The organism is Glycomyces halotolerans (assembly GCF_054779575.1).
Window position 1 is genome coordinate 111,258 of record NZ_BAAGXZ010000003.1, and the last position, 17,819, is coordinate 129,076.

Consider the following 17,819-nt stretch of genomic DNA (forward strand, 5'->3'; position numbering starts at 1 on the left):
ACGATGCGGGCACCACGCGGATCCGAGCTGCACTGCCGCGACTGGCAGACCGAGGCGGCCTATCGGATGCTGCAGAACAACCTGGACCCCGAGGTAGCCGAACGCCCCGACGACCTGGTCGTATACGGCGGCACCGGCAAGGCCGCGCGCAGCCGGGCCGACCTCGACCGCATCCTGCGGACCCTCCAGACCTTGGAGGCCGACGAGACGATGCTGGTGCAGAGCGGCCGCGCGGTCGGGGTCATGCGCACCCACGAGTGGGCCCCGCGCGTGCTGCTGGCCAACTCGAACCTCGTCGGCGAATGGGCCACCTGGCCCGAGTTCCGCCGCCTCGAAGCGCTCGGCCTGACCATGTTCGGGCAGATGACGGCCGGCTCGTGGATCTACATCGGCACCCAGGGCATCCTGCAGGGCACCTACGAGACGTTCGCGACCGTCGCCGAACGCCGGTTCGGCGGCAGCCTGAAAGGCACCTTGACGCTCACGGCCGGCTGCGGCGGCATGGGCGGCGCCCAGCCGCTGGCGGTCACCATGAACGGCGGCGTCTGCCTCATCGTCGACGTCGACCCCGAACGGCTGCGCCGCCGCCTCGACAACCGCTACCTCGACACCGTCGCGCCCGACCTCGACCGGGCGCTGGCCGAGGCCGAGGCCGCCAAAGCCGCCGGCGAGGCGAGGTCGATCGGCCTGGTGGGCAACGCCGCCGCCGTCGTGCCGGCGATCCTGGCGCGAGGGACCGAAGTCGACATCGTCACCGACCAGACCTCGGCGCACGACCCGCTCTCGTACGTGCCCGACGGCGTCGACCACCGCGAGGCCGCCGCCTATGCGGCCGAACGCCCCGACGAGTTCACCGAGCGCGCCCGCGCCTCCATGGCCGAGCACGTCCGGGCCATGGTCGGGTTCCTCGACGCCGGCACCGAAGTGTTCGACTACGGCAACTCGATCCGCGGCGAGGCCCTCGCCGGCGGATGCGAGCGCGCCTTCGACTTCCCCGGCTTCGTGCCCGCCTACATCAGGCCCCTGTTCTGCGAAGGCAAGGGCCCCTTCCGGTGGGTCGCGCTCTCGGGCGACCCGGCCGACATCGCCGCCACCGACGAGGCCGTCCTCGAGCTCTTCGGCGAGAATCGGTCGCTGACGCGCTGGATCGAGCTGGCCCGCGAACGCGTCGAGTTCCAGGGTCTGCCGGCGCGCATCTGCTGGCTCGGCCACGGCGAGCGGCACCGCGCCGGAGTCCGCTTCAACGAGATGGTCGCCGACGGGACCCTCAAAGCGCCCATCGTCATCGGCCGCGACCATCTCGACTGCGGATCGGTCGCCAGCCCCTACCGCGAGACCGAGGGCATGCTCGACGGCTCCGACGCCATCGCCGACTGGCCGCTGCTCAACGCCATGGTCAACACCGCCTCCGGCGCCAGTTGGGTGAGCCTCCACCACGGCGGCGGCGTCGGCATGGGACGATCCCTCCACGCAGGACAGGTCACAGTGGCCGACGGCACGGATCTGGCGGCGCGCAAACTCGAACGGGTCCTGTCCAACGACCCGGCCATGGGCGTCATCCGCCATGTCGACGCCGGTTACGAGAACGCCGAACGGGTAGCCGAGCGGCACGGCATCCGCATACCGAGCACAGAACCCTGACCCGTTGGAGGCATTGATGAACGCGTCCGAGTTCAGACGGCTCTGGGACGAGCTGACGCCCATCGGCCGGACCCCCGGGGGCGGCTACCGGCGCTTCTCCTGGAGCGACGCCGACCAGGCCTGCCGCAACTGGTTCCGCACCCAGGCCGAGCGGCGCGGCATGAGCGTCGAGACCGGCCGCAACGGCAACCTCTACGCCTGGTGGGGCTCCTGGCACGACGGCGACGCGGTCCTGACCGGCAGCCACTTCGACTCCGTTCCCGGCGGCGGCGCCTACGACGGCCCCCTCGGCATCGCCTCGGCGTTCCTGGCGATCGACCTGCTGCGCGAACGCGGCGCCGAACCGCGCCACCCCATCGGCGTCGCCGCGTTCGTCGAAGAGGAAGGCGGCCGCTTCGGCATCCCGTGCCTGGGCACCCGGCTGCTGACCGGCGCGGTGGAACCCGAGCAGGCCCGCAAACTCACCGACGCCGACGGCGTCACCTTCGCGGCGGCGATGGAGGCCTCCGGCGCCGACCCGAGTCTGCTCGGCCCCGACCTCGCGCGCATCGAAAGCCTCGCCGCGTTCATCGAACTGCACATCGAGCAGGGCCGCGCCCTCGACGCCGAGAACGCGCCGGTCGGCGTCGCCAGCGCGATCTGGCCGCACGGGCGCTGGCGTTTCACCTTCACCGGCGAGAGCGACCACGCCGGGACCACCCGGCTGCCCGACCGGCGCGACCCGATGCTGACGTTCGCGTTCACCGTCCTGGCCGCCCGCAAGGAGGCCCGACTCGCCGGAGGGGTCGCCACGGTCGGCCGCGCCGAGATCGATCCGGGCGCCACCAACGTCATCCCGCGCCGCGTCGACGCGTGGCTCGACGCCCGCGCCCCCGACGAGGCCGTCCTCGGCGAGATCGTCGACGCCATCGAGTCCAAAACCGCCGAACGGGCCGAACGCGACGGCACGAGCGTCGCGGTGACGGCCGAATCCCAGACGCCGACCGTCGAATTCGACGCCGGGCTGCGCGACCGGATCGCCCGCCTGCTCGGCGGCGTCCCGATCGTGCCGACCGCCGCCGGCCACGACGCCGCGGTCCTGGCCGCCCACGTGCCCACCGCGATGCTGTTCGTCCGCAACCCCACCGGCGTCTCCCACGCGGCGGCCGAGACCGCCTCCGACGACGACTGCGCCGCCGGCGTCGAGGCCCTCGCCGACGTGCTCGGGGAGCTCGCGTGCTGACCTACTGGGCCGAACGGGCCAGCCTCGACGACGGCCCCGCCGAAGCGGTCGCCATCGACGTCGACGACGGCCGCATCAGCGCCATAGCGACCGGAGCGGCGCCCGCCGGCCGCGAGGTGCTGCGCGGCATGACCGTCCCGGGCCTGGCCAACGCCCACTCCCACGCCTTCCACCGGGCTCTGCGCGGCCGCACCCACGACCGCGGCGGCACCTTCTGGACCTGGCGCGAAGGCATGTACGCCCTTGCCGACCGCCTCGACCCCGACTCCTACCACCGGCTCGCCCGCGCCGTCTTCGCCGAGATGGCCCTGGCCGGTATCACCAGCGTCGGCGAATTCCACTACCTCCACCACGGACCCGGCGGGCGCCCCTACACCGACCCCAACGCCATGGGCCACGCCTTGATCGCCGCCGCCGCCGAAGCCGGCGTCCGCATCACCCTGCTCGACACCCTCTACCTCGCCGGCGGGTTCGACCGGCCCCTCGAAGGCGCCCAGCGCCGGTTCGGCGACGGCAGCCTCGAAGCGTGGCTCGCCCGCGTCGACAAACTCGAGACCCCGCCGCACGCGGTCGCCGGCACCGCCGTCCACTCGGTGCGGGCGGTCCCCGACACCGCGATCGAGGCGTTCGCCTGCTCCACCGAAGGCCGTCCCGTCCACGTCCACCTCTCCGAGCAGCGCGCCGAGAACGACGACTGCCGCGCCGTGCACGGCTGCACCCCCACCGAACTGCTGGAGCGCTGCGGCATGCTCGGCCCCGACCTGACCGCCGTCCACGCCACCCACCTGGCCGGGCGCGACATCGAACTGCTCGTCCGCTCCGGCACGACCGTGTGCCTCTGCCCCACCACCGAACGGGACCTCGCCGACGGGCTCGGACCAGCCCGCGCGCTGGCCGAGTTCGGCGTGCCGCTCTCGCTCGGCACCGACTCCGGCGCCGTCATCGACATGTTCGAGGAGGCCCGCGCCGTCGAAATGCACGAACGCCTCGTCAGCGAGCGGCGCGGCCGCTTCACGAGCGCCGAACTGCTCGCGGCCATGACCCGCCACGACTCCCTCGGCTGGCCCGACGCCGGACGCATCGCCGTCGGGCAGCGCGCCGACCTCGTCGCCGTCGCCCTCGACTCGCCGCGCACCGCGGGGATCGCACCCGAAGGGCTCCTCCACGCCGCCACCGCCGCCGACGTCACCGACGTCATCGTCGACGGGCGCCGCGTCGTCGCCGAAGGCCGCCACACCGCCGTCGACGTCCCCGCCGAACTGGCCGCCGCCATCGAGGAGCTGTGGGCATGAGCCTCCTGGTCGACAACATCGGCGAACTGTTCACCGCCACCGGCGACGGCATCCTCGCCGACGCCGCGATCGTCGCCGCCGAAGGCCGGATCGGCTGGGTCGGGCCCAGAGCCGACGCCCCGGCCGCCGACGAACGCCTCGACGCCGAAGGCGGGGCCGTCCTGCCCGGTTTCGTCGACAGCCACTCGCACGTCGTCTTCGCCGGCGACCGCACCGAAGAGTTCGCCTCCCGCATGGCCGGAAAGCCCTACACCGGCGGCGGCATCCGCACCACCGTCGCCGCCACCCGCGCCGCCACCGAAGAACGCCTCCACGACACCGCCGCGCGCCTGGTCGGCGAGATGCTCCGCGGCGGCACCACCACAGTGGAGATCAAATCCGGGTACGGGCTCACCGTCGCCGACGAGGCCCGCCAGCTGCGCGTCGCCCGCGCGTTCACCGACGAGACCACCTTCCTCGGCGCCCACACCGTCCCCACCGGCTGGGACGCCGACGACTACGTCCGCCTCGTGTGCGGCGACATGCTCGCCGAAGCCGCCCCGTACAGCAAATGGATCGACGTGTTCTGCGAGCACGGCGCCTTCGACGGCGACCAGGCCCGCCAAGTCCTCACCGCCGGCATCGCGGCCGGACTGCGCCCGCGAGTCCACGCCAACCAGCTCACCGCCGGACCGGGCGTGCGCCTCGCGGTCGAACTCGGCGCCGCCTCCGCCGACCACTGCACCCACCTGACCGACGCCGACGTCGAAGCGCTCGCCGCCGGCCCCACCGTCGCGACCCTCCTGCCGGGCGCCGATTTCTCCACCCGCTCGCCCTACCCCGACGCCCGCAGGCTCATCGACGCCGGGGCGACCGTCGCGCTCGCCACCGACTGCAACCCCGGCTCGTCCTACACCAGCAGCATGCCGTTCTGCATCGCGCTGGCCGTGCGCGAGACGGGCATGACCCCGGCCGAGGCCGTCACCGCCGCCACCGCCGGCGGCGCGAAGGCCCTGGGCCGCGACGACATCGGCCGCATCGCCACAGGCGCCCGCGCCGACCTGGTCGTCCTCGACGCCCCCTCGCACGCGCACCTGGCCTACCGGCCGGGCACGCACCTTGTCAGGGCCGTCGTACAAGACGGGAAGATCAAGCACCGGGAGCACCGATGAGCGTCGTCCACATCAAGCAGACCGGCGTCACCGCCGCCGACGTCATCGCCGTGGCCAGAGACGGCGCCAAGGTCGCCGTCGACGACGACGCGGTCGAGGTCATGCGAGCCAGCCGCGGCATCGTCGACCAGATCGACCGAGAGGCACGCCCCGTCTACGGCGTCACCACCGGATTCGGCGCGCTCGCCGGCACCTTCATCGAGCCCGAGCGCCGCGCCGAACTCCAGCACGCCCTGATCCGCTCGCACGCCGCCGGCGTCGGGGAGCGGATGAGCGACGAGGTCGTGCGCGCGATGATGCTGCTGCGGCTCCGGTCGCTCGCCATGGGCCGCTCGGGCGTGCGGCCCGAGGTGGCGCAGTCACTGGCCGCGCTCTTGAACGCCGGCGTCACCCCGTGGGTGCCGCGGCACGGCTCCCTCGGCGCCTCCGGCGACCTGGCCCCGCTCGCGCACTGCGCCATGGTCATGCTCGGCGAGGGCTGGGCCGTCGGCAAGGACGGCGCGCGCATCGAGGCATCGGCGGCGCTGGCCGACGCGGGGCTGCGGCCGATCGCCCTCTCCTCCAAGGAAGGGCTGGCGTTGATCAACGGCACCGACGGGATGCTCGGCATGCTGGTCCTCGCGCTGGCCGACGCCGAGCATCTGCTGACGATGGCCGATGTGTGCGCGGCGCTGACGATCGAGGCGATGCTCGGGTCGGACCGGCCGTTCCAGGCGGAGCTGCACGAGCTGCGGCCGCATCCGGGCCAGGAGGCCAGTGCGGCGAACATCTACCGGCTGCTGCAGGAGTCCGAGATCATGGACTCGCACCGCGACGACATGATGCACGCGGTGCAGGACGCCTACTCGATGCGCTGCGCGCCCCAGGTCGCCGGGGCGGCCCGCGACGTGCTGGCCTTCGCCGGGACCGTCGCGGAGCGCGAACTGGTGTCCGTTGTCGACAACCCGGTGGTGCTGCCGGACGGCCGCGTCGAGTCGACCGGGAACTTCCACGGCGCGCCGCTCGGTTACGCCGCCGATTTCCTGGCGATCGCCGCGGCCGACGTCGGCTCGATCGCCGAGCGCCGCGTGGACCGGCTGCTGGACGTGACGCGTTCGCGGGGCCTGCCGGCGTTCCTCAGTCCGGATCCGGGCGTGAATTCGGGGCTGATGATCGCGCAGTACACGGCCGCGGGGATCGTGGAGGACAACCGGCGGCTGGCGCATCCGGCCTCGGTCGGTTCGGTGCCGACCTCGGGGATGCAGGAGGACCATGTGTCGATGGGCTGGTCGGCCGGCTGCAAACTGCGGGAGGTCATCGACAATCTCGGCAGTGTGCTGGCGATCGAGCTGCTGGCGGCGGTGCGGGGGCTGCAGTTGCGCAGGCCCCTGACGGGTTCTCCGGCGGCGCGGGCGGCGATCAGGGCGGTCGCGCCGATCGCCGGGGAGCCGTGCCCTGACCAGTTCATGGCCCCGGTCGTCGAGCAGGTGAAGGACCTGCTGACCGGCCCGGGGCTCAGGGCCGAGATCGAGACCGCCGTCGGCCGTCTGCGCTTATCCGCCGTACTCGCTCGAGCGGCCCGAACCTTGCTCTTGCCGCACCGAATCCGGGGGACCTGGTGCCCGTCCTGATAATCGAGGTCATGCCGTGATTGGAACGCACCGCAGCGGATATTCGTCGCTCGTTGATCGAGCGAGGTGTCGACGACGCGTTTCGCCAGGTGAGTCAGTTCATCGATGAAGTCGAGCGTCTTGAAGCGGATCTCGTTCCATCGGCGATTCGCGACGAGCCGGAGAGCACGGGAGACGAGCGCTGGGATGCGCTGCTCGCTGGGATAGCCGAGTACGTCAGCAATCGTGTGGGGCAGCCGGTCCCCGACCGGGCGAATGAGCCGGGCCGTTTTCTCCGATGGTGCTGGTTCGTAGTCGAAGACGTCATCGGACGTCCATCGCCCGGTCTGGCTGCGTTGACCTTCGCTTCCTCGCCGCCGGAATTGGCGGCCCGCGGCGTGTTCATCGACCGCACGTCGCTCGAAAGCGTGTGAGGACGGGCTTCGGCTAGCGCGGTTCGAAGGGGTCGAGGATGCGAGCGTCGGTGCGGGAGACGTCCTTGACGTTGTGCGTCACCAGCACCATGTCGTGGACGATGGCGGTCGCGGCGATGCAGGCGTCGATGACCGGGAGCGGTTCGGGATCGTTGAGTCGGCCCCAACAGCGCGCGATCTCCGGCGTGATCGGCAGTATCCGAGACTCGTAGGGGCGCAGCAGGCGATCCAGCCAGCGCGCGAGTCCCGCGGCCTGTTCCGGGTCGCGTCGCCGCAGGCGGGCGAGGCCTTTCTCGAATTCGCCGATCGTCATGACGCTCAAATACATGTCGGAGTCCGGCGTAGCGTCGTACCAGCGTTCGACAAGGCGGTTCGGGCGAGGCTTGCGCAGCTCGCTGAGGATGTTGGTGTCGAGCAGTTGCTTCATTGATCGAGCCCCAGACCGGTCTCGCTCGGCATCTCGGCGCGGAGGTCGGAGGTCTCGGGGAAGTCCTCGATATACGGCGGCTCGCGAAGCAGCTCTTTGAAGGACGGCACTCCGGCCAGTCGCCGGTAGTCCTCGACGCTCAGCATGACCGCTTCCTCTTCGCCGTGCCGAGTGATGAACTGCGCGCCGTCGGTCTTGGAAGCACGGATGAGCTCGCTGAAGCGCTTCTTGGCGTCTTGAACTTGCCAATGCATCGTCCCACCTCCGAACAGCCGGAAGGTCTGACCATTCTGACCATAATCTAGCACGCTCATGGACAGGCCAACGACTTTCGGCCTCGCTCGGATACGGCCATGTGCCGGGTGCCACCGCATGCCGAGCGAGTCGTCGGCCCGGCGCCGCAGCGGGGGTCGCCCCCCGCCGATGCGGCGGTGGTGGATCGGACCCGGCTCGCTACAGGCCGGAGAGCTTCTGGCCGGCTCGGATCACGGCCATGCCGAGGCGGTCGCCGGGACGGCGACCGAGGCGGTCGAGGGGGCCCGAGACCGAGATCGCGGCCACCACTCTGCCGGTCTTGTCGCGCACCGGGGCCGACACGCTGACCACGCCGGCCTCGCGTTCGGCCACCGACTGCGCGAAGCCCCTTCGGCGCACCTCGGCGAGGGTCTTGGACGAGAAGCGGCACTTCGGCAGCAGCGGCAGGATGCCCTCGGGCGGCTCCCACGCCAGCAGCACCTGCGCGCCGGACCCGGCGGTCATCGGCAGGACCGCGCCCACCGGGACCGTATCGCGCAGTCCCGAGGCGCGCTCGGCCGCGGCCACGCAGATCCGCTCGTCGGCGCGGCGCCGGTAGAGCTGCGTGGACTCCCCGGTCTGATCGCGCAGCAGGTTCAGGACCGGCTCGGCGGCGCTGAGGAGCACGTCGGCGGTCGAGCCGGCCAGCTCGCCGAGCTTGGGACCGGGACGCCAGCGCCCTTCGTGGTCGCGTTGCAGCATCTCGTGGGCTTCGAGGGCTTGGGCGAGGCGGTGGGCGGTGGCCCGGGGGAGGCCGGTCTCGTGCACGAGCTCAGCCAGGCTGGCGCCGTTGGTGCACGCAGTGAGGATGAGCACCGCCTTGTCGAGGACGCCCACTCCGCTGATAGTATTCGTTCTCACGAGCTGAACATTACCTCCCATTATTCGAGAAGTCCAACGACTGGGATAAGAGATGTCACGTACACCACAAGGAGTCGAGGAGACGCGCCCGCGGACCCTCGCGGAGAAGGTCTGGGACGACCACGTAGTCCACACCGACGGTGACCAGCCCGACCTGCTCTATATCGACCTGCATCTGCTGCACGAGGTCACGAGCCCGCAGGCCTTCGACGGCCTGCGCCAGGCCGGGCGCAAGGTCCGCCGCACCGACCTCACGATCGCGACCGAGGACCACAACACCCCGACCGACAACCTCTTCACGATCGCGGACCCGACCAGTCGCAAGCAGATCGAGACGCTGCGCGCCAACTGCGAGGAGTTCGGCGTGCGCATCCACTCCCTCGGCGACGCCGAGCAGGGCGTGGTCCACGTGGTCGGCCCGCAGCTGGGACTGACGCAGCCGGGCATGACCGTCGTCTGCGGCGACTCCCACACCTCCACGCACGGCGCGTTCGGCTCGATCGCCTTCGGCATCGGCACCAGCGAGGTCGAGCACGTCCTCGCCACCCAGACGCTGCCGCAGTCCACGCCGAAGACCATGGCCGTGACCGTCAACGGCTCCCTGCCCGAAGGCGTGTCCGCCAAGGACCTCATCCTCAAGATCATCTCGATCACCGGCACCGGCGGCGGCAAGGGCCACATCGTCGAGTACCGCGGCCAGGCGATCGAGGAGCTCTCCATGGAGGGCCGGATGACCGTGTGCAACATGTCCATCGAATGGGGCGCCAAGGCCGGCCTGATCGCCCCCGACGAGACGACCTTCGCGTACGTCAAGGGACGCCCCCACGCCCCCCAGGGCGAGGACTGGGAAGCGGCCGTGGCGTACTGGAAGAGCCTGCGCACCGACTCCGGCGCCGAATTCGACCGCGAGATCGTCATCGACGCGGCCGAGCTGAGCCCGTTCGTCACCTGGGGCACCAACCCCGGCCAGGGCGTCGAGCTCTCCGGCTCCGTGCCCAGCCCCGACCGGTTCGACGACCCGGTCGAGCGCACCGCCGCCGAGAACGCCCTCAAGTACATGGGCCTGGAGGCCGGCACGCCGATGCGCGAGGTCGGCGTCGACGTCGTCTTCCTCGGCTCGTGCACCAACGGCCGCATCGAGGACCTGCGCACCGCCGCCGAGGTCATCAAGGGTCGCAAGGTCGCCGACTCGGTCGACATGATGGTCGTGCCCGGCTCGGCCCGCGTGCGCGAACAGGCCGTCGCCGAGGGCCTCGACAAGGTCTTCATCGAGGCCGGCGCCGACTGGCGCTTCGCCGGATGCTCGATGTGCCTGGGCATGAACCCCGACCAGCTGACGCCCGGCCAGCGGGCGGCCTCCACGTCGAACCGCAACTTCGAGGGCCGCCAGGGCAAGGGCGGGCGCACCCACCTGGTCAGCCCCGCGGTCGCCGCCGCCACCGCCGTCGCCGGCCGCCTGGCCAGCCCGGCCGACCTGTAAGAGAGGACAGCGACATGGAGAAAGTCACCACGCACACCGGCACCGCCGCACCGCTGCGCCGATCCAACGTCGACACCGACCAGATCATCCCGGCGGTCTACCTCAAGCGGGTCACCAAGACCGGCTTCGAGGACGGGCTGTTCGCCGAATGGCGCGACGATCCCGAATTCGTGCTGAACCAGGACGCCTACCAGGGCGTCTCCATCCTCATCGCCGGTACCGAGTTCGGCACCGGCTCCTCCCGCGAGCACGCGGTGTGGGCCCTGAAGGACTACGGGTTCAAAGCCGTCATCGCGCCCCGCTACGGCGACATCTTCCGCGGCAACTCGCTCAAGAACGGTCTGTTGACTGTGGAACTGCCCGCCGAGGCGGTCGAGGCGCTGTGGGACGCGGTGGAGGCCGACCCGGCCCTGGAGGTCACCGTCGACCTGGTCGAGCGCGAAGTCCGTGCGGGCGCTCGCGCCTGGGACTTCGAGTTCGACGACTTCGCGCGCTGGCGCCTGATGGAGGGCCTCGACGACGTGGCGCTGACGCTTCGCGACGAGGACCGGATCGCGGCCTACGAATCGAACCGGGAGGCTTGGCGGCCTAAGACTCTCCCGATGCCAGCCTAAGGCGCGCCGCGCCGATAATCGAATTCTTCACGTCTGGAGCCGGTAGTACTTCTACCGGCTCCAGACGTGTTTCCGCCCGCCCCAACGGGGTTCTGAGCGTCGATTTCGTCCCTCCGAATAAATAAGCCTGCGACACAAGGGGTTTTTTCCTCGAAACAGTTGCGTTCGCTTTCGAAACGTCATACCGTGCGCTTAACGGCTGGTTTAGCTAGACAACCTTATCGGGAGGGAAGGACTCGTGAACAAGGCAGAGTTCGTCGATCGGATAGCCGCTCGCACAGGCGACCGTCAGGCCGCGAAGGAAGTAGTGGATGTGGCCATCGACGAGATACAGCGGGCGGTGGTGAAAGGGGAGAAGGTCTCCTTCGCCGGATTCGGTGTCTTCGAGAAGCGCCAGCGTGCCGCGCGAATGGCCCGGAACCCTCGCACTGGTGAAGCGGTCCGTGTCAAGAAGACCGTAATCCCCGCGTTCCGACCTGGTACTGGCTTCAAAGAACTGGTGACCGGAAAGCGGAAGCTGCCCAGACTCGCCACGGCGAAGAAGTCCACCGCCAAGAAGACGGCGGCCAAGAAGACCGCCAAGAAGGCGTCGGCCAAGAAGACGTCGCGGGCGGCCTCCAGCAGGACCCGTTCGGGCGCCACCGCCAGGGTCTCGGGCAACAAGAGCGCGGCCAAGAAGGCCACGGCCAAGAAGGCCACGCGCAAGACGGCCACCAAGGCCACTGCCAAGAAGGCGTCGGCGAAGAAGGCGCCGGCACGCAAGACCGCCAAGCGCGGGCGCCGCTGAAAGCCACCGGCCCGGGAGTCGCTCCGGGCGTCGCGAAGCGGCACGGCATTGCACTCGCACGGGAACAGAGGGCATTCAGGAGCCACCTGAATGCCCTCGATTATGTCCGGGGGAGTGCGCCGCTGTCCGGATGGGTCGGCACTACGCGTAATCGCGTGATTCCGCCGAGCGCGGTCGCGCAGAAGTCGTTGCCGAACTTCTCCTCTGGATCGACGCGGTATCGCAGTTTTTCGAAGTCACCCATTCGAGGATATTGCGAGCGTACTTCGGGAATGGGAATCGTGAACAATTTCCCCCAATGGGGCCGCGGATCGAACGGCGCCAGTGCCTCCTCCACGACTCCCATCACCGGCTCGACCGATTCGTAGTCGCGCACCCAAGTGAAGTGCAAGCCCACTGTGTCCCGTCCGAACGACGGACTCAACCACAGCTCGTCGGCGGCCACGGTGCGCACTTCGCTGATCTGCACCACCGGCCCCATCACATCGGACACCTCCCGCAGCGCCTCGAGCGCCGCACCCGCGTGGGCCCGGTCGATCAGATACTCCGACTGCAGCTCCTCACCGGCGCTGGGCGTGAACTCCGGCTTGAAGTGCGGCAGGCGCTCATGCCACGCCCCCGTCCTGCCCAGCTGCTCGGTGCACGCGGCCGTGTCGGCGCCCGGAATCGGATGGCGCGGCCCGTCGGCCAGCACCGCCCCGAACCGCTCGGAAGGCGGGAACGGCTTGTCCTGGTCGGCCACGCGCTGCTTGGCCCAGAACTGGAAGTCCGGGTCCGGGCCCCACCGAGTGAACAGGCTCGTGCTGTACGCCGACGCGGTCAGCTCGTCGAAGTGCGCCACGGCCCGCTCGAAGGCCAGAGCGTCGTAGACGTACTGGCGCATCGTGAAGCCCGGCAGCAGGTCCAAGGTGACGGCCGTGACCGGGCCCAAGGCGCCCAGGTGGACCACCGAGCCGTCGAAATCGGCCTCGCCGCGCCTGACGGTGCGCAGCTCGCCGTCGGGGCAAATGAACTCCAACGCGGCCACCGCCGTCGACAGGCTCCCGTTGGCGTCACCGGACCCGTGCGTGCCGGTCGCGATCGAACCGGCCACCGAGATGTGCGGCAGCGAGGCCAGATTGTGCAGCGCGAACCCGGCATCGTGGACGGCCCGGCTCAAGGCGGCGTACGTGATCCAGCCCGAGGCGCGCACCTGACCGGCCTCGGCGTCGATCGCCACGACCGGCTCGATGCCGCTGAGCGACAGCATCACGGCCTCCGAATCGGCGATCAGGTTGAACGAATGGCCCGAGCCGAGCACGCGGACCCGCTCCGATGCGGCGACGATCTCCCGCGCCGCCTCGACCGTCGAGGGCCGCTCGAACCGTTCGGGGGAGAAGACGACGTTCCCGGCCCAGTTCGTCAGCGAAGGGGGAGCACTCTGCGGCACGATGCCTCCTTGTATGCGATTGCGGGGAACAGACGCCCTGCTGGTAGACAGACTCACGGGTCGCAACGGTACCCCGAACCGCCCTCACCGCTCCCGGTCAGAGCCGCTCGAGACCCACCAGGCGCTGGCCCGCGAACGACAGCACCCAGCCCTCACCGGCACGGGTCGACACGTCGGCGGCCGCCATCCCGTCCTCGTCGGCCAGTATCGCCACGGTGTCGCTGATGACCTCCGGCCCGGCGCAGACGATCCGGCAGCCGCCGCCGGCGGCCAGCTCGCGCAGCCGGGCGCTCGACCGCTCCGGATTGCGCCCGTGGGCGTCGGTGTCGAACGCCGAGTCGCCGCTGAGGCGGCACCGCACCGCCTGCGCCACGGGCTCCACCGTCTGCACGCACGCCCGACCCGTGGCGCTCAACGCCCGGTCCGGTCGATACAGGGCCGCCAAGGCCGCCACACGGACCGCCTGCTCCCTGCCGCGCTCGCTCAGCGGCCGGGCCACCGCGGGGCCGTCGAAATCGCGGTCCATCTCCGCCGGCGCCACGAGCAGCGTCGTCGACGACACCGACGGCAGCGCCGTGAACACCTTGAGCGCCTGCTGATCGCGCGGCCGGGTCAGATACTCGCGCGCCTCCTCCAGCGACAGCCAGCGCCGCTCCCCGATCTCCTCGTCGGCCGCGAAGGGGGCGTCGGGCCTGTCAGTGCGCATCGACCAGAAGTCGACGGTCTTGTACACGTCTCCGGCGGGATTGGGCAGCACGTACGCGGCCCGGCACAGCCACATCTGCGGGATCACCGGGACCCCGGTCTCCTCCTCGACCTCGCGGCACGCCGCGGTCAGGAGGTGCTCGCCGGGGTCGAGCTTGCCCTTGGGCAGCGACCAGTTGCCGACCCCCGGCCGCCACACGGCCACGACCTCTACGCACCCGCGGTCACCGGCGCGCCAGAGCACCCCACCGGCCGCGGCCACCCGCCTCTGTGTCCCGCTCACGCCTAATACGGTACTGGGACACACCCACGTTCGGGTACCACCACACTCTCAGGGGTGCATCGTGGGTATGCGCACCATGACCACGTCGCCGTCCTCGTCGAGGTCGAGGTGGACGCGCTGGCCGGGGCGCAGGAAGCGCAGCCCGGAGGCGTCGAAGGCCGCCGCGTCGAAGGCGACGCGGCGGCCGGAGTCGAGGACGACCTCGCCGGAGGCGTCCTCGTCGAAGCTTGCGACCGTGCCCTGCACTGGCGCTACTTGCGGAGCTGTCGGCGGTCGGAGCCGGTGATGGCGGTCTTGGCCTTCCAGCCGAGGAAGACCAGGCCGCCGATGACGCCGACGACGAGCGCGAATTTGATGAGGGTGCCGAGGGCACCGAAGATGAAGCCGATGAGGCTGGCCACGAGCCACACCGCCACGATCGCGCCGCCGAACAGGGCCGCGAGCCATCCGAGGAGACGCCAGTTCATGTGATTCACTCCGGTCGAGTTGTGGTGGTTGCCGCCGCGAGGGTCGGCATGGCAGATGTCATTCTGACTCCATCATGACATCATTCGTTTGTCCGCGCAAGCGCGCGAGGTCGTGCACGTGCTCTCACGCCCCGTATCGGTCCGACGGCCCGGTTCCCGTCTCCCGTCGGGCCCGGGGCGGCCTATAGAGTGTGCTCTCCAAAGACGATCCCATAGCTGCGCCCCGAGTGCGGCTCGCAAGCTTCGCCATGGAGGGAGCGACCAGGTGACCGAGGATATGGTCGAGGCCAAATACACCTTCCGCCGGTCCGGCGGCGACCGCCTCCCCTGGGGGGTCCACATCATCGGCGGCCTCGTGAAGTTCGGCATGGTGCTCCTGACCAAGCGAACCTGGCGCGGCATGCACCACGTCCCCCTCCGGGGCCCGGCGATCTTCGTGTGGAACCACTACTCCGACTTCGACCCGCTCCCGGTGGCCCACTACGTCTACAACGCCGGCCGCCACCCGCGCTTCCTGCTCAAGCACTCGCTGATCAAGATCCCCGTCGTCGGACCGATCATCAAGTCCACCGGCCAGATCCCCGTCTACCGCGGACGCAGCGACGCCGCCGACTCGCTGCGGGCGGCCCGCGGCGTCCTCGAGCGCGGCGGCAGCGTCCTGATCTCACCCGAGGGCACCGTCACCAAGGAACCCGACCGCTGGCCCATGCGCGGCAAGACCGGCGTCGCCCGGCTCGCATTGGAGACCGGCGCTCCGGTCATTCCGATCTCCCAATGGGGCTCGCTGGCGGTCCACGACCGCCACCGCAAGCCGAAGTTCAAGCTCGGCCGCCGCAAACCCGTCGTCGTCGCCGCCGGCCCCGCCGTCGACCTCTCCGAATGGGAGGGCGCCGAGGTGAACCGCGAGCGCCTCGCCGCGGTCACCGACGCGGTCATGGAGTCGCTGCGCTCGGGCGTCGCCGAACTGCGCGGCCAGGCCCCGCCCCCTTTGTTCGATCCACGCGACCAGCAGCGGAACCGACCTGAAGAAAGCGAGCCGACAGAGTGAGAGCAGCGGTCATGGGAGCCGGATCCTGGGGAACCGTGTTCGCCAAGATCCTCGCCGACGCCGGAACCCCCGTGACGCTCTGGGCCAGGCGGAAGAGCGTCGCCGAATCGGTCAACCGCGAACGCCGCAACCCCGACTACTTCCCGGACATCGCCCTTCCCGAGCGCATCACGGCGACCACCGACGCGGCCGAGGCCCTCCGCGGCGCCGGCATCGTGGTCCTCTCGATCCCGAGCCAGACGCTCCGCGAGAACCTCGGCGCCTGGTCGGGCCTCATCGAACCCGACGCGACCCTCCTGAGCCTCATGAAGGGCATCGAGCTGGGCACCACGCTCCGGATGACCGAGGTCGTCTCCCAGGTCGCCGGCGCCGACCCCGAACGCGTCGCGGTCCTGTCCGGACCCAACCTCGCCCGCGAGATCGCCGAGGAGCAGCCGACCGCCTCCGTGGTCGCCTGCGGCGACCACGACCGGGCCGTCGCCATCCAGCGCGCGGTCATCACCTCCTACTTCCGCCCCTACACCAACACCGACGTGGTCGGCTGCGAGCTGGGAGGGGCGACCAAGAACGTCATCGCCCTGGCCTACGGCATGGCCGCCGGGATGGGCCTGGGCGACAACACCAAGGCCACGATCATCACCCGCGGGCTCGCCGAGACCACGCGCCTGGGCATCCGCCTCGGCGCCGACCCGGCCACGTTCGCCGGCCTCGCCGGTCTCGGCGACCTGGTGGCGACCTGCTCATCGCCGCTGTCGCGCAACCACACCTTCGGCGAACAGCTCGGTCTCGGCGCTACCTTGGAGGAGGCCGCCCGAGTCACCAAGCAGACCGCCGAGGGCGTCAAGAGTTGCCGCTCCATCACCGATCTGGCCCGTAAAGTCGGCGTCGAGATGCCGATCTGCGACGCCGTCGAGCGCGTCTGCCACGAGGGACTCGATCCCCGGGGCGCCGTCGCCGAACTCATGGGCCGCGAGACCAAACCCGAAACCGACACTCTGAGGTCTAACAATGTCTAAGCCAACCGTCGCCGTGTTCTTCGGCGGTCGCAGCGTCGAACAGCCCGTCTCGTGCGCCTCCGGCTCCGGCGTGGCCCAGGCCCTGCGCGAGCGCGGGTTCGAGGTCACCGCCGTGGGCATCACCCGCGAAGGCGACTGGGTGCAGCTGCCGAACGACGCCGCCTTCGCCCTCGAGTCGGGCGACGCGCTCCCCGAGGTCACCGCCGAGGCCGGCAAGGCCGTGGCCGTCGACCTGGGCGCCGGGTCGCACCCGGTGGCCGATGTGGCCTTCCCGGTCCTACACGGCCCCTTCGGCGAGGACGGCACCATCCAGGGCCTGTTCGAGATGGCCGGACTGCCGTACGTCGGCTCCGGGGTCCTCTCCAGCTCGCTGTGCATGGACAAGGAGTTCAGCAAGCGGCTCCTCGACGCCGAGAACGTCCCGCAGGGGGACTGGGCGGTCCTCAAACCCGGTCAGGAACTGGACTCGTGGGAGATCGTCGACCGGCTCGGCACTCCGATCTTCGTCAAACCCGCCCGCGCCGGATCGAGCCTGGGCATCAGCAAGGTCGGCTCGCAGGACGCGCTGATCGAAGCGGTCGCCAAGGCCCGCCAGGTCGACGACAAGATCGTGTTCGAGGCCGCCTTCGAGAACGTCCGCGAGATCGAGATGGGCGTCGTCGCCACCCTCGACGGCGACCTGGAGATCACCTACCCGCTCGAAGTGCTCGCCAAGGGCGAGGACGGCTGGTTCGACTTCGACGCCAAGTACCTCGGCAGCCCCGAGCCGTTCGACCTCGAGCCCGAGTTCCCCGAGGGCGTCGCCGAGCGCGCCCAGGAGCTGGCCCGGAGGGTCTTCCGGCTCCTCGACTGCCGCGACCTGGCCCGCGTGGACTGCTTCCTGACCCCGGACGGGACGGTCTACCTCAACGAGGTCAACACCATGCCGGGGATGACGCCGATGAGCGGCGTTCCGCAGGCCTTCGCCGCCGCCGGGCTCTCCTACGGCGACCTGGTGGAGCGCCTCGTCACTCTGGCGGCGGCCCGGCGTTGATGCCGGCCCGATGGCAGCGTAGATTAGTCGGGTGGCGAGCCCGCGG

18 protein-coding genes and 1 pseudogene are annotated in these 17,819 nt (G+C 70.5%); 12 read left to right on the forward strand and 7 right to left on the reverse strand.

Annotation, left to right across the window (positions count from 1 at the left end):
- Positions 1–3 precede the first annotated feature (3 nt).
- The 6 genes and pseudogenes from hutU to ACYVL2_RS04025 all read left to right on the forward strand — a co-directional run bounded on the left by hutU (position 4) and on the right by ACYVL2_RS04025 (position 7,329).
- Positions 4–1,641: a urocanate hydratase gene (hutU, locus tag ACYVL2_RS04000; protein WP_460540426.1), complete on the forward strand. Its 1,638-nt coding sequence runs from the start codon at positions 4–6 to the stop codon at positions 1,639–1,641.
- 16 nt (positions 1,642–1,657) lie between these two features.
- Positions 1,658–2,863: a Zn-dependent hydrolase gene (locus ACYVL2_RS04005; RefSeq protein WP_460540428.1), complete on the forward strand. Its 1,206-nt coding sequence runs from the start codon at positions 1,658–1,660 to the stop codon at positions 2,861–2,863.
- The gene (locus ACYVL2_RS04010; RefSeq protein WP_460540430.1) at positions 2,857–4,155 is read left to right on the forward strand and encodes a formimidoylglutamate deiminase; all 1,299 of its coding nucleotides are present in this window, start codon (positions 2,857–2,859) and stop codon (positions 4,153–4,155) included. The genes ACYVL2_RS04005 and ACYVL2_RS04010 overlap by 7 nt, the downstream gene beginning before the upstream one ends.
- Positions 4,152–5,306, forward strand: a complete 1,155-nt coding sequence (hutI, locus tag ACYVL2_RS04015; protein ID WP_460540432.1) for an amidohydrolase family protein — start codon at positions 4,152–4,154, stop codon at positions 5,304–5,306. Before ACYVL2_RS04010 ends, hutI begins: the two co-directional genes overlap by 4 nt.
- A pseudogene (gene hutH / locus ACYVL2_RS04020) lies at positions 5,303–6,835 on the forward strand (histidine ammonia-lyase); the annotation flags it as partial. The gene hutI and the pseudogene hutH, both read left to right, overlap by 4 nt.
- Before the next feature lie 101 nt (positions 6,836–6,936).
- Entirely contained in the window at positions 6,937–7,329 is a 393-nt protein-coding gene (locus tag ACYVL2_RS04025; RefSeq protein WP_460540434.1) for a hypothetical protein, read from the forward strand.
- A 13-nt stretch (positions 7,330–7,342) separates the two neighbouring features.
- Here ACYVL2_RS04025 and ACYVL2_RS04030 read toward each other — a convergent pair whose 3' ends face one another.
- The 3 genes from ACYVL2_RS04030 to ACYVL2_RS04040 all read right to left on the reverse strand — a co-directional run bounded on the left by ACYVL2_RS04030 (position 7,343) and on the right by ACYVL2_RS04040 (position 8,896).
- Positions 7,343–7,756: a PIN domain-containing protein gene (locus tag ACYVL2_RS04030; RefSeq protein ID WP_460540436.1), complete on the reverse strand. Its 414-nt coding sequence runs from the start codon at positions 7,754–7,756 to the stop codon at positions 7,343–7,345.
- Entirely contained in the window at positions 7,753–8,010 is a 258-nt protein-coding gene (locus ACYVL2_RS04035) for a type II toxin-antitoxin system Phd/YefM family antitoxin (RefSeq protein ID WP_460540438.1), read from the reverse strand. The genes ACYVL2_RS04030 and ACYVL2_RS04035 overlap by 4 nt, the downstream gene beginning before the upstream one ends.
- Before the next feature lie 199 nt (positions 8,011–8,209).
- Positions 8,210–8,896, reverse strand: coding sequence for an IclR family transcriptional regulator (locus tag ACYVL2_RS04040; protein WP_460540745.1), 687 nt, complete (start codon positions 8,894–8,896; stop codon positions 8,210–8,212).
- Between the two features lie 67 nt (positions 8,897–8,963).
- Between ACYVL2_RS04040 and leuC the strand changes: the two genes are divergently transcribed.
- From leuC to ACYVL2_RS04055, 3 genes are all read left to right on the forward strand, one after another.
- A complete protein-coding gene (leuC, locus tag ACYVL2_RS04045) occupies positions 8,964–10,391 on the forward strand; it encodes a 3-isopropylmalate dehydratase large subunit (RefSeq protein ID WP_460540440.1) in 1,428 nt (475 codons plus the stop codon).
- Between the two features lie 14 nt (positions 10,392–10,405).
- A complete protein-coding gene (leuD, locus tag ACYVL2_RS04050) occupies positions 10,406–11,005 on the forward strand; it encodes a 3-isopropylmalate dehydratase small subunit (RefSeq protein ID WP_460540443.1) in 600 nt (199 codons plus the stop codon).
- 238 nt (positions 11,006–11,243) lie between these two features.
- Positions 11,244–11,792, forward strand: a complete 549-nt coding sequence (locus ACYVL2_RS04055; RefSeq protein ID WP_460540446.1) for an HU family DNA-binding protein — start codon at positions 11,244–11,246, stop codon at positions 11,790–11,792.
- 100 nt (positions 11,793–11,892) lie between these two features.
- Here ACYVL2_RS04055 and ACYVL2_RS04060 read toward each other — a convergent pair whose 3' ends face one another.
- From ACYVL2_RS04060 to ACYVL2_RS04075, 4 genes are all read right to left on the reverse strand, one after another.
- Positions 11,893–13,221 carry an FAD-binding oxidoreductase gene (locus tag ACYVL2_RS04060; protein WP_460540448.1) on the reverse strand — a complete coding sequence of 443 codons (1,329 nt, stop codon included), beginning with the start codon at positions 13,219–13,221 and terminating at the stop codon, positions 11,893–11,895.
- Between the two features lie 97 nt (positions 13,222–13,318).
- A complete protein-coding gene (locus ACYVL2_RS04065; protein ID WP_460540450.1) occupies positions 13,319–14,209 on the reverse strand; it encodes an NUDIX domain-containing protein in 891 nt (296 codons plus the stop codon).
- A 48-nt stretch (positions 14,210–14,257) separates the two neighbouring features.
- Positions 14,258–14,455 (reverse strand): cold-shock protein, encoded by a 198-nt coding sequence (locus ACYVL2_RS04070; RefSeq protein WP_460540452.1) that lies wholly within the window; start codon positions 14,453–14,455, stop codon positions 14,258–14,260.
- Positions 14,456–14,460: 5 nt separating this feature from the next.
- On the reverse strand, positions 14,461–14,676 hold the full coding sequence (locus ACYVL2_RS04075) for a hypothetical protein (protein ID WP_460540454.1): 216 nt from the start codon (positions 14,674–14,676) through the stop codon (positions 14,461–14,463).
- Positions 14,677–14,941: 265 nt separating this feature from the next.
- On the opposite strand from ACYVL2_RS04075, the gene ACYVL2_RS04080 reads away from it, so the two are divergent.
- The 3 genes from ACYVL2_RS04080 to ACYVL2_RS04090 are packed head-to-tail and all read left to right on the forward strand — an operon-like array spanning position 14,942 to position 17,773.
- Positions 14,942–15,724, forward strand: a complete 783-nt coding sequence (locus tag ACYVL2_RS04080) for a lysophospholipid acyltransferase family protein (RefSeq protein WP_460540456.1) — start codon at positions 14,942–14,944, stop codon at positions 15,722–15,724.
- An 11-nt stretch (positions 15,725–15,735) separates the two neighbouring features.
- Positions 15,736–16,740 carry an NAD(P)H-dependent glycerol-3-phosphate dehydrogenase gene (locus ACYVL2_RS04085; protein ID WP_460540458.1) on the forward strand — a complete coding sequence of 335 codons (1,005 nt, stop codon included), beginning with the start codon at positions 15,736–15,738 and terminating at the stop codon, positions 16,738–16,740.
- Complete coding sequence (locus ACYVL2_RS04090; RefSeq protein WP_460540460.1) at positions 16,733–17,773, forward strand: D-alanine--D-alanine ligase family protein; 1,041 nt, start codon at positions 16,733–16,735, stop codon at positions 17,771–17,773. The genes ACYVL2_RS04085 and ACYVL2_RS04090 overlap by 8 nt, the downstream gene beginning before the upstream one ends.
- Positions 17,774–17,819 lie beyond the last annotated feature (46 nt).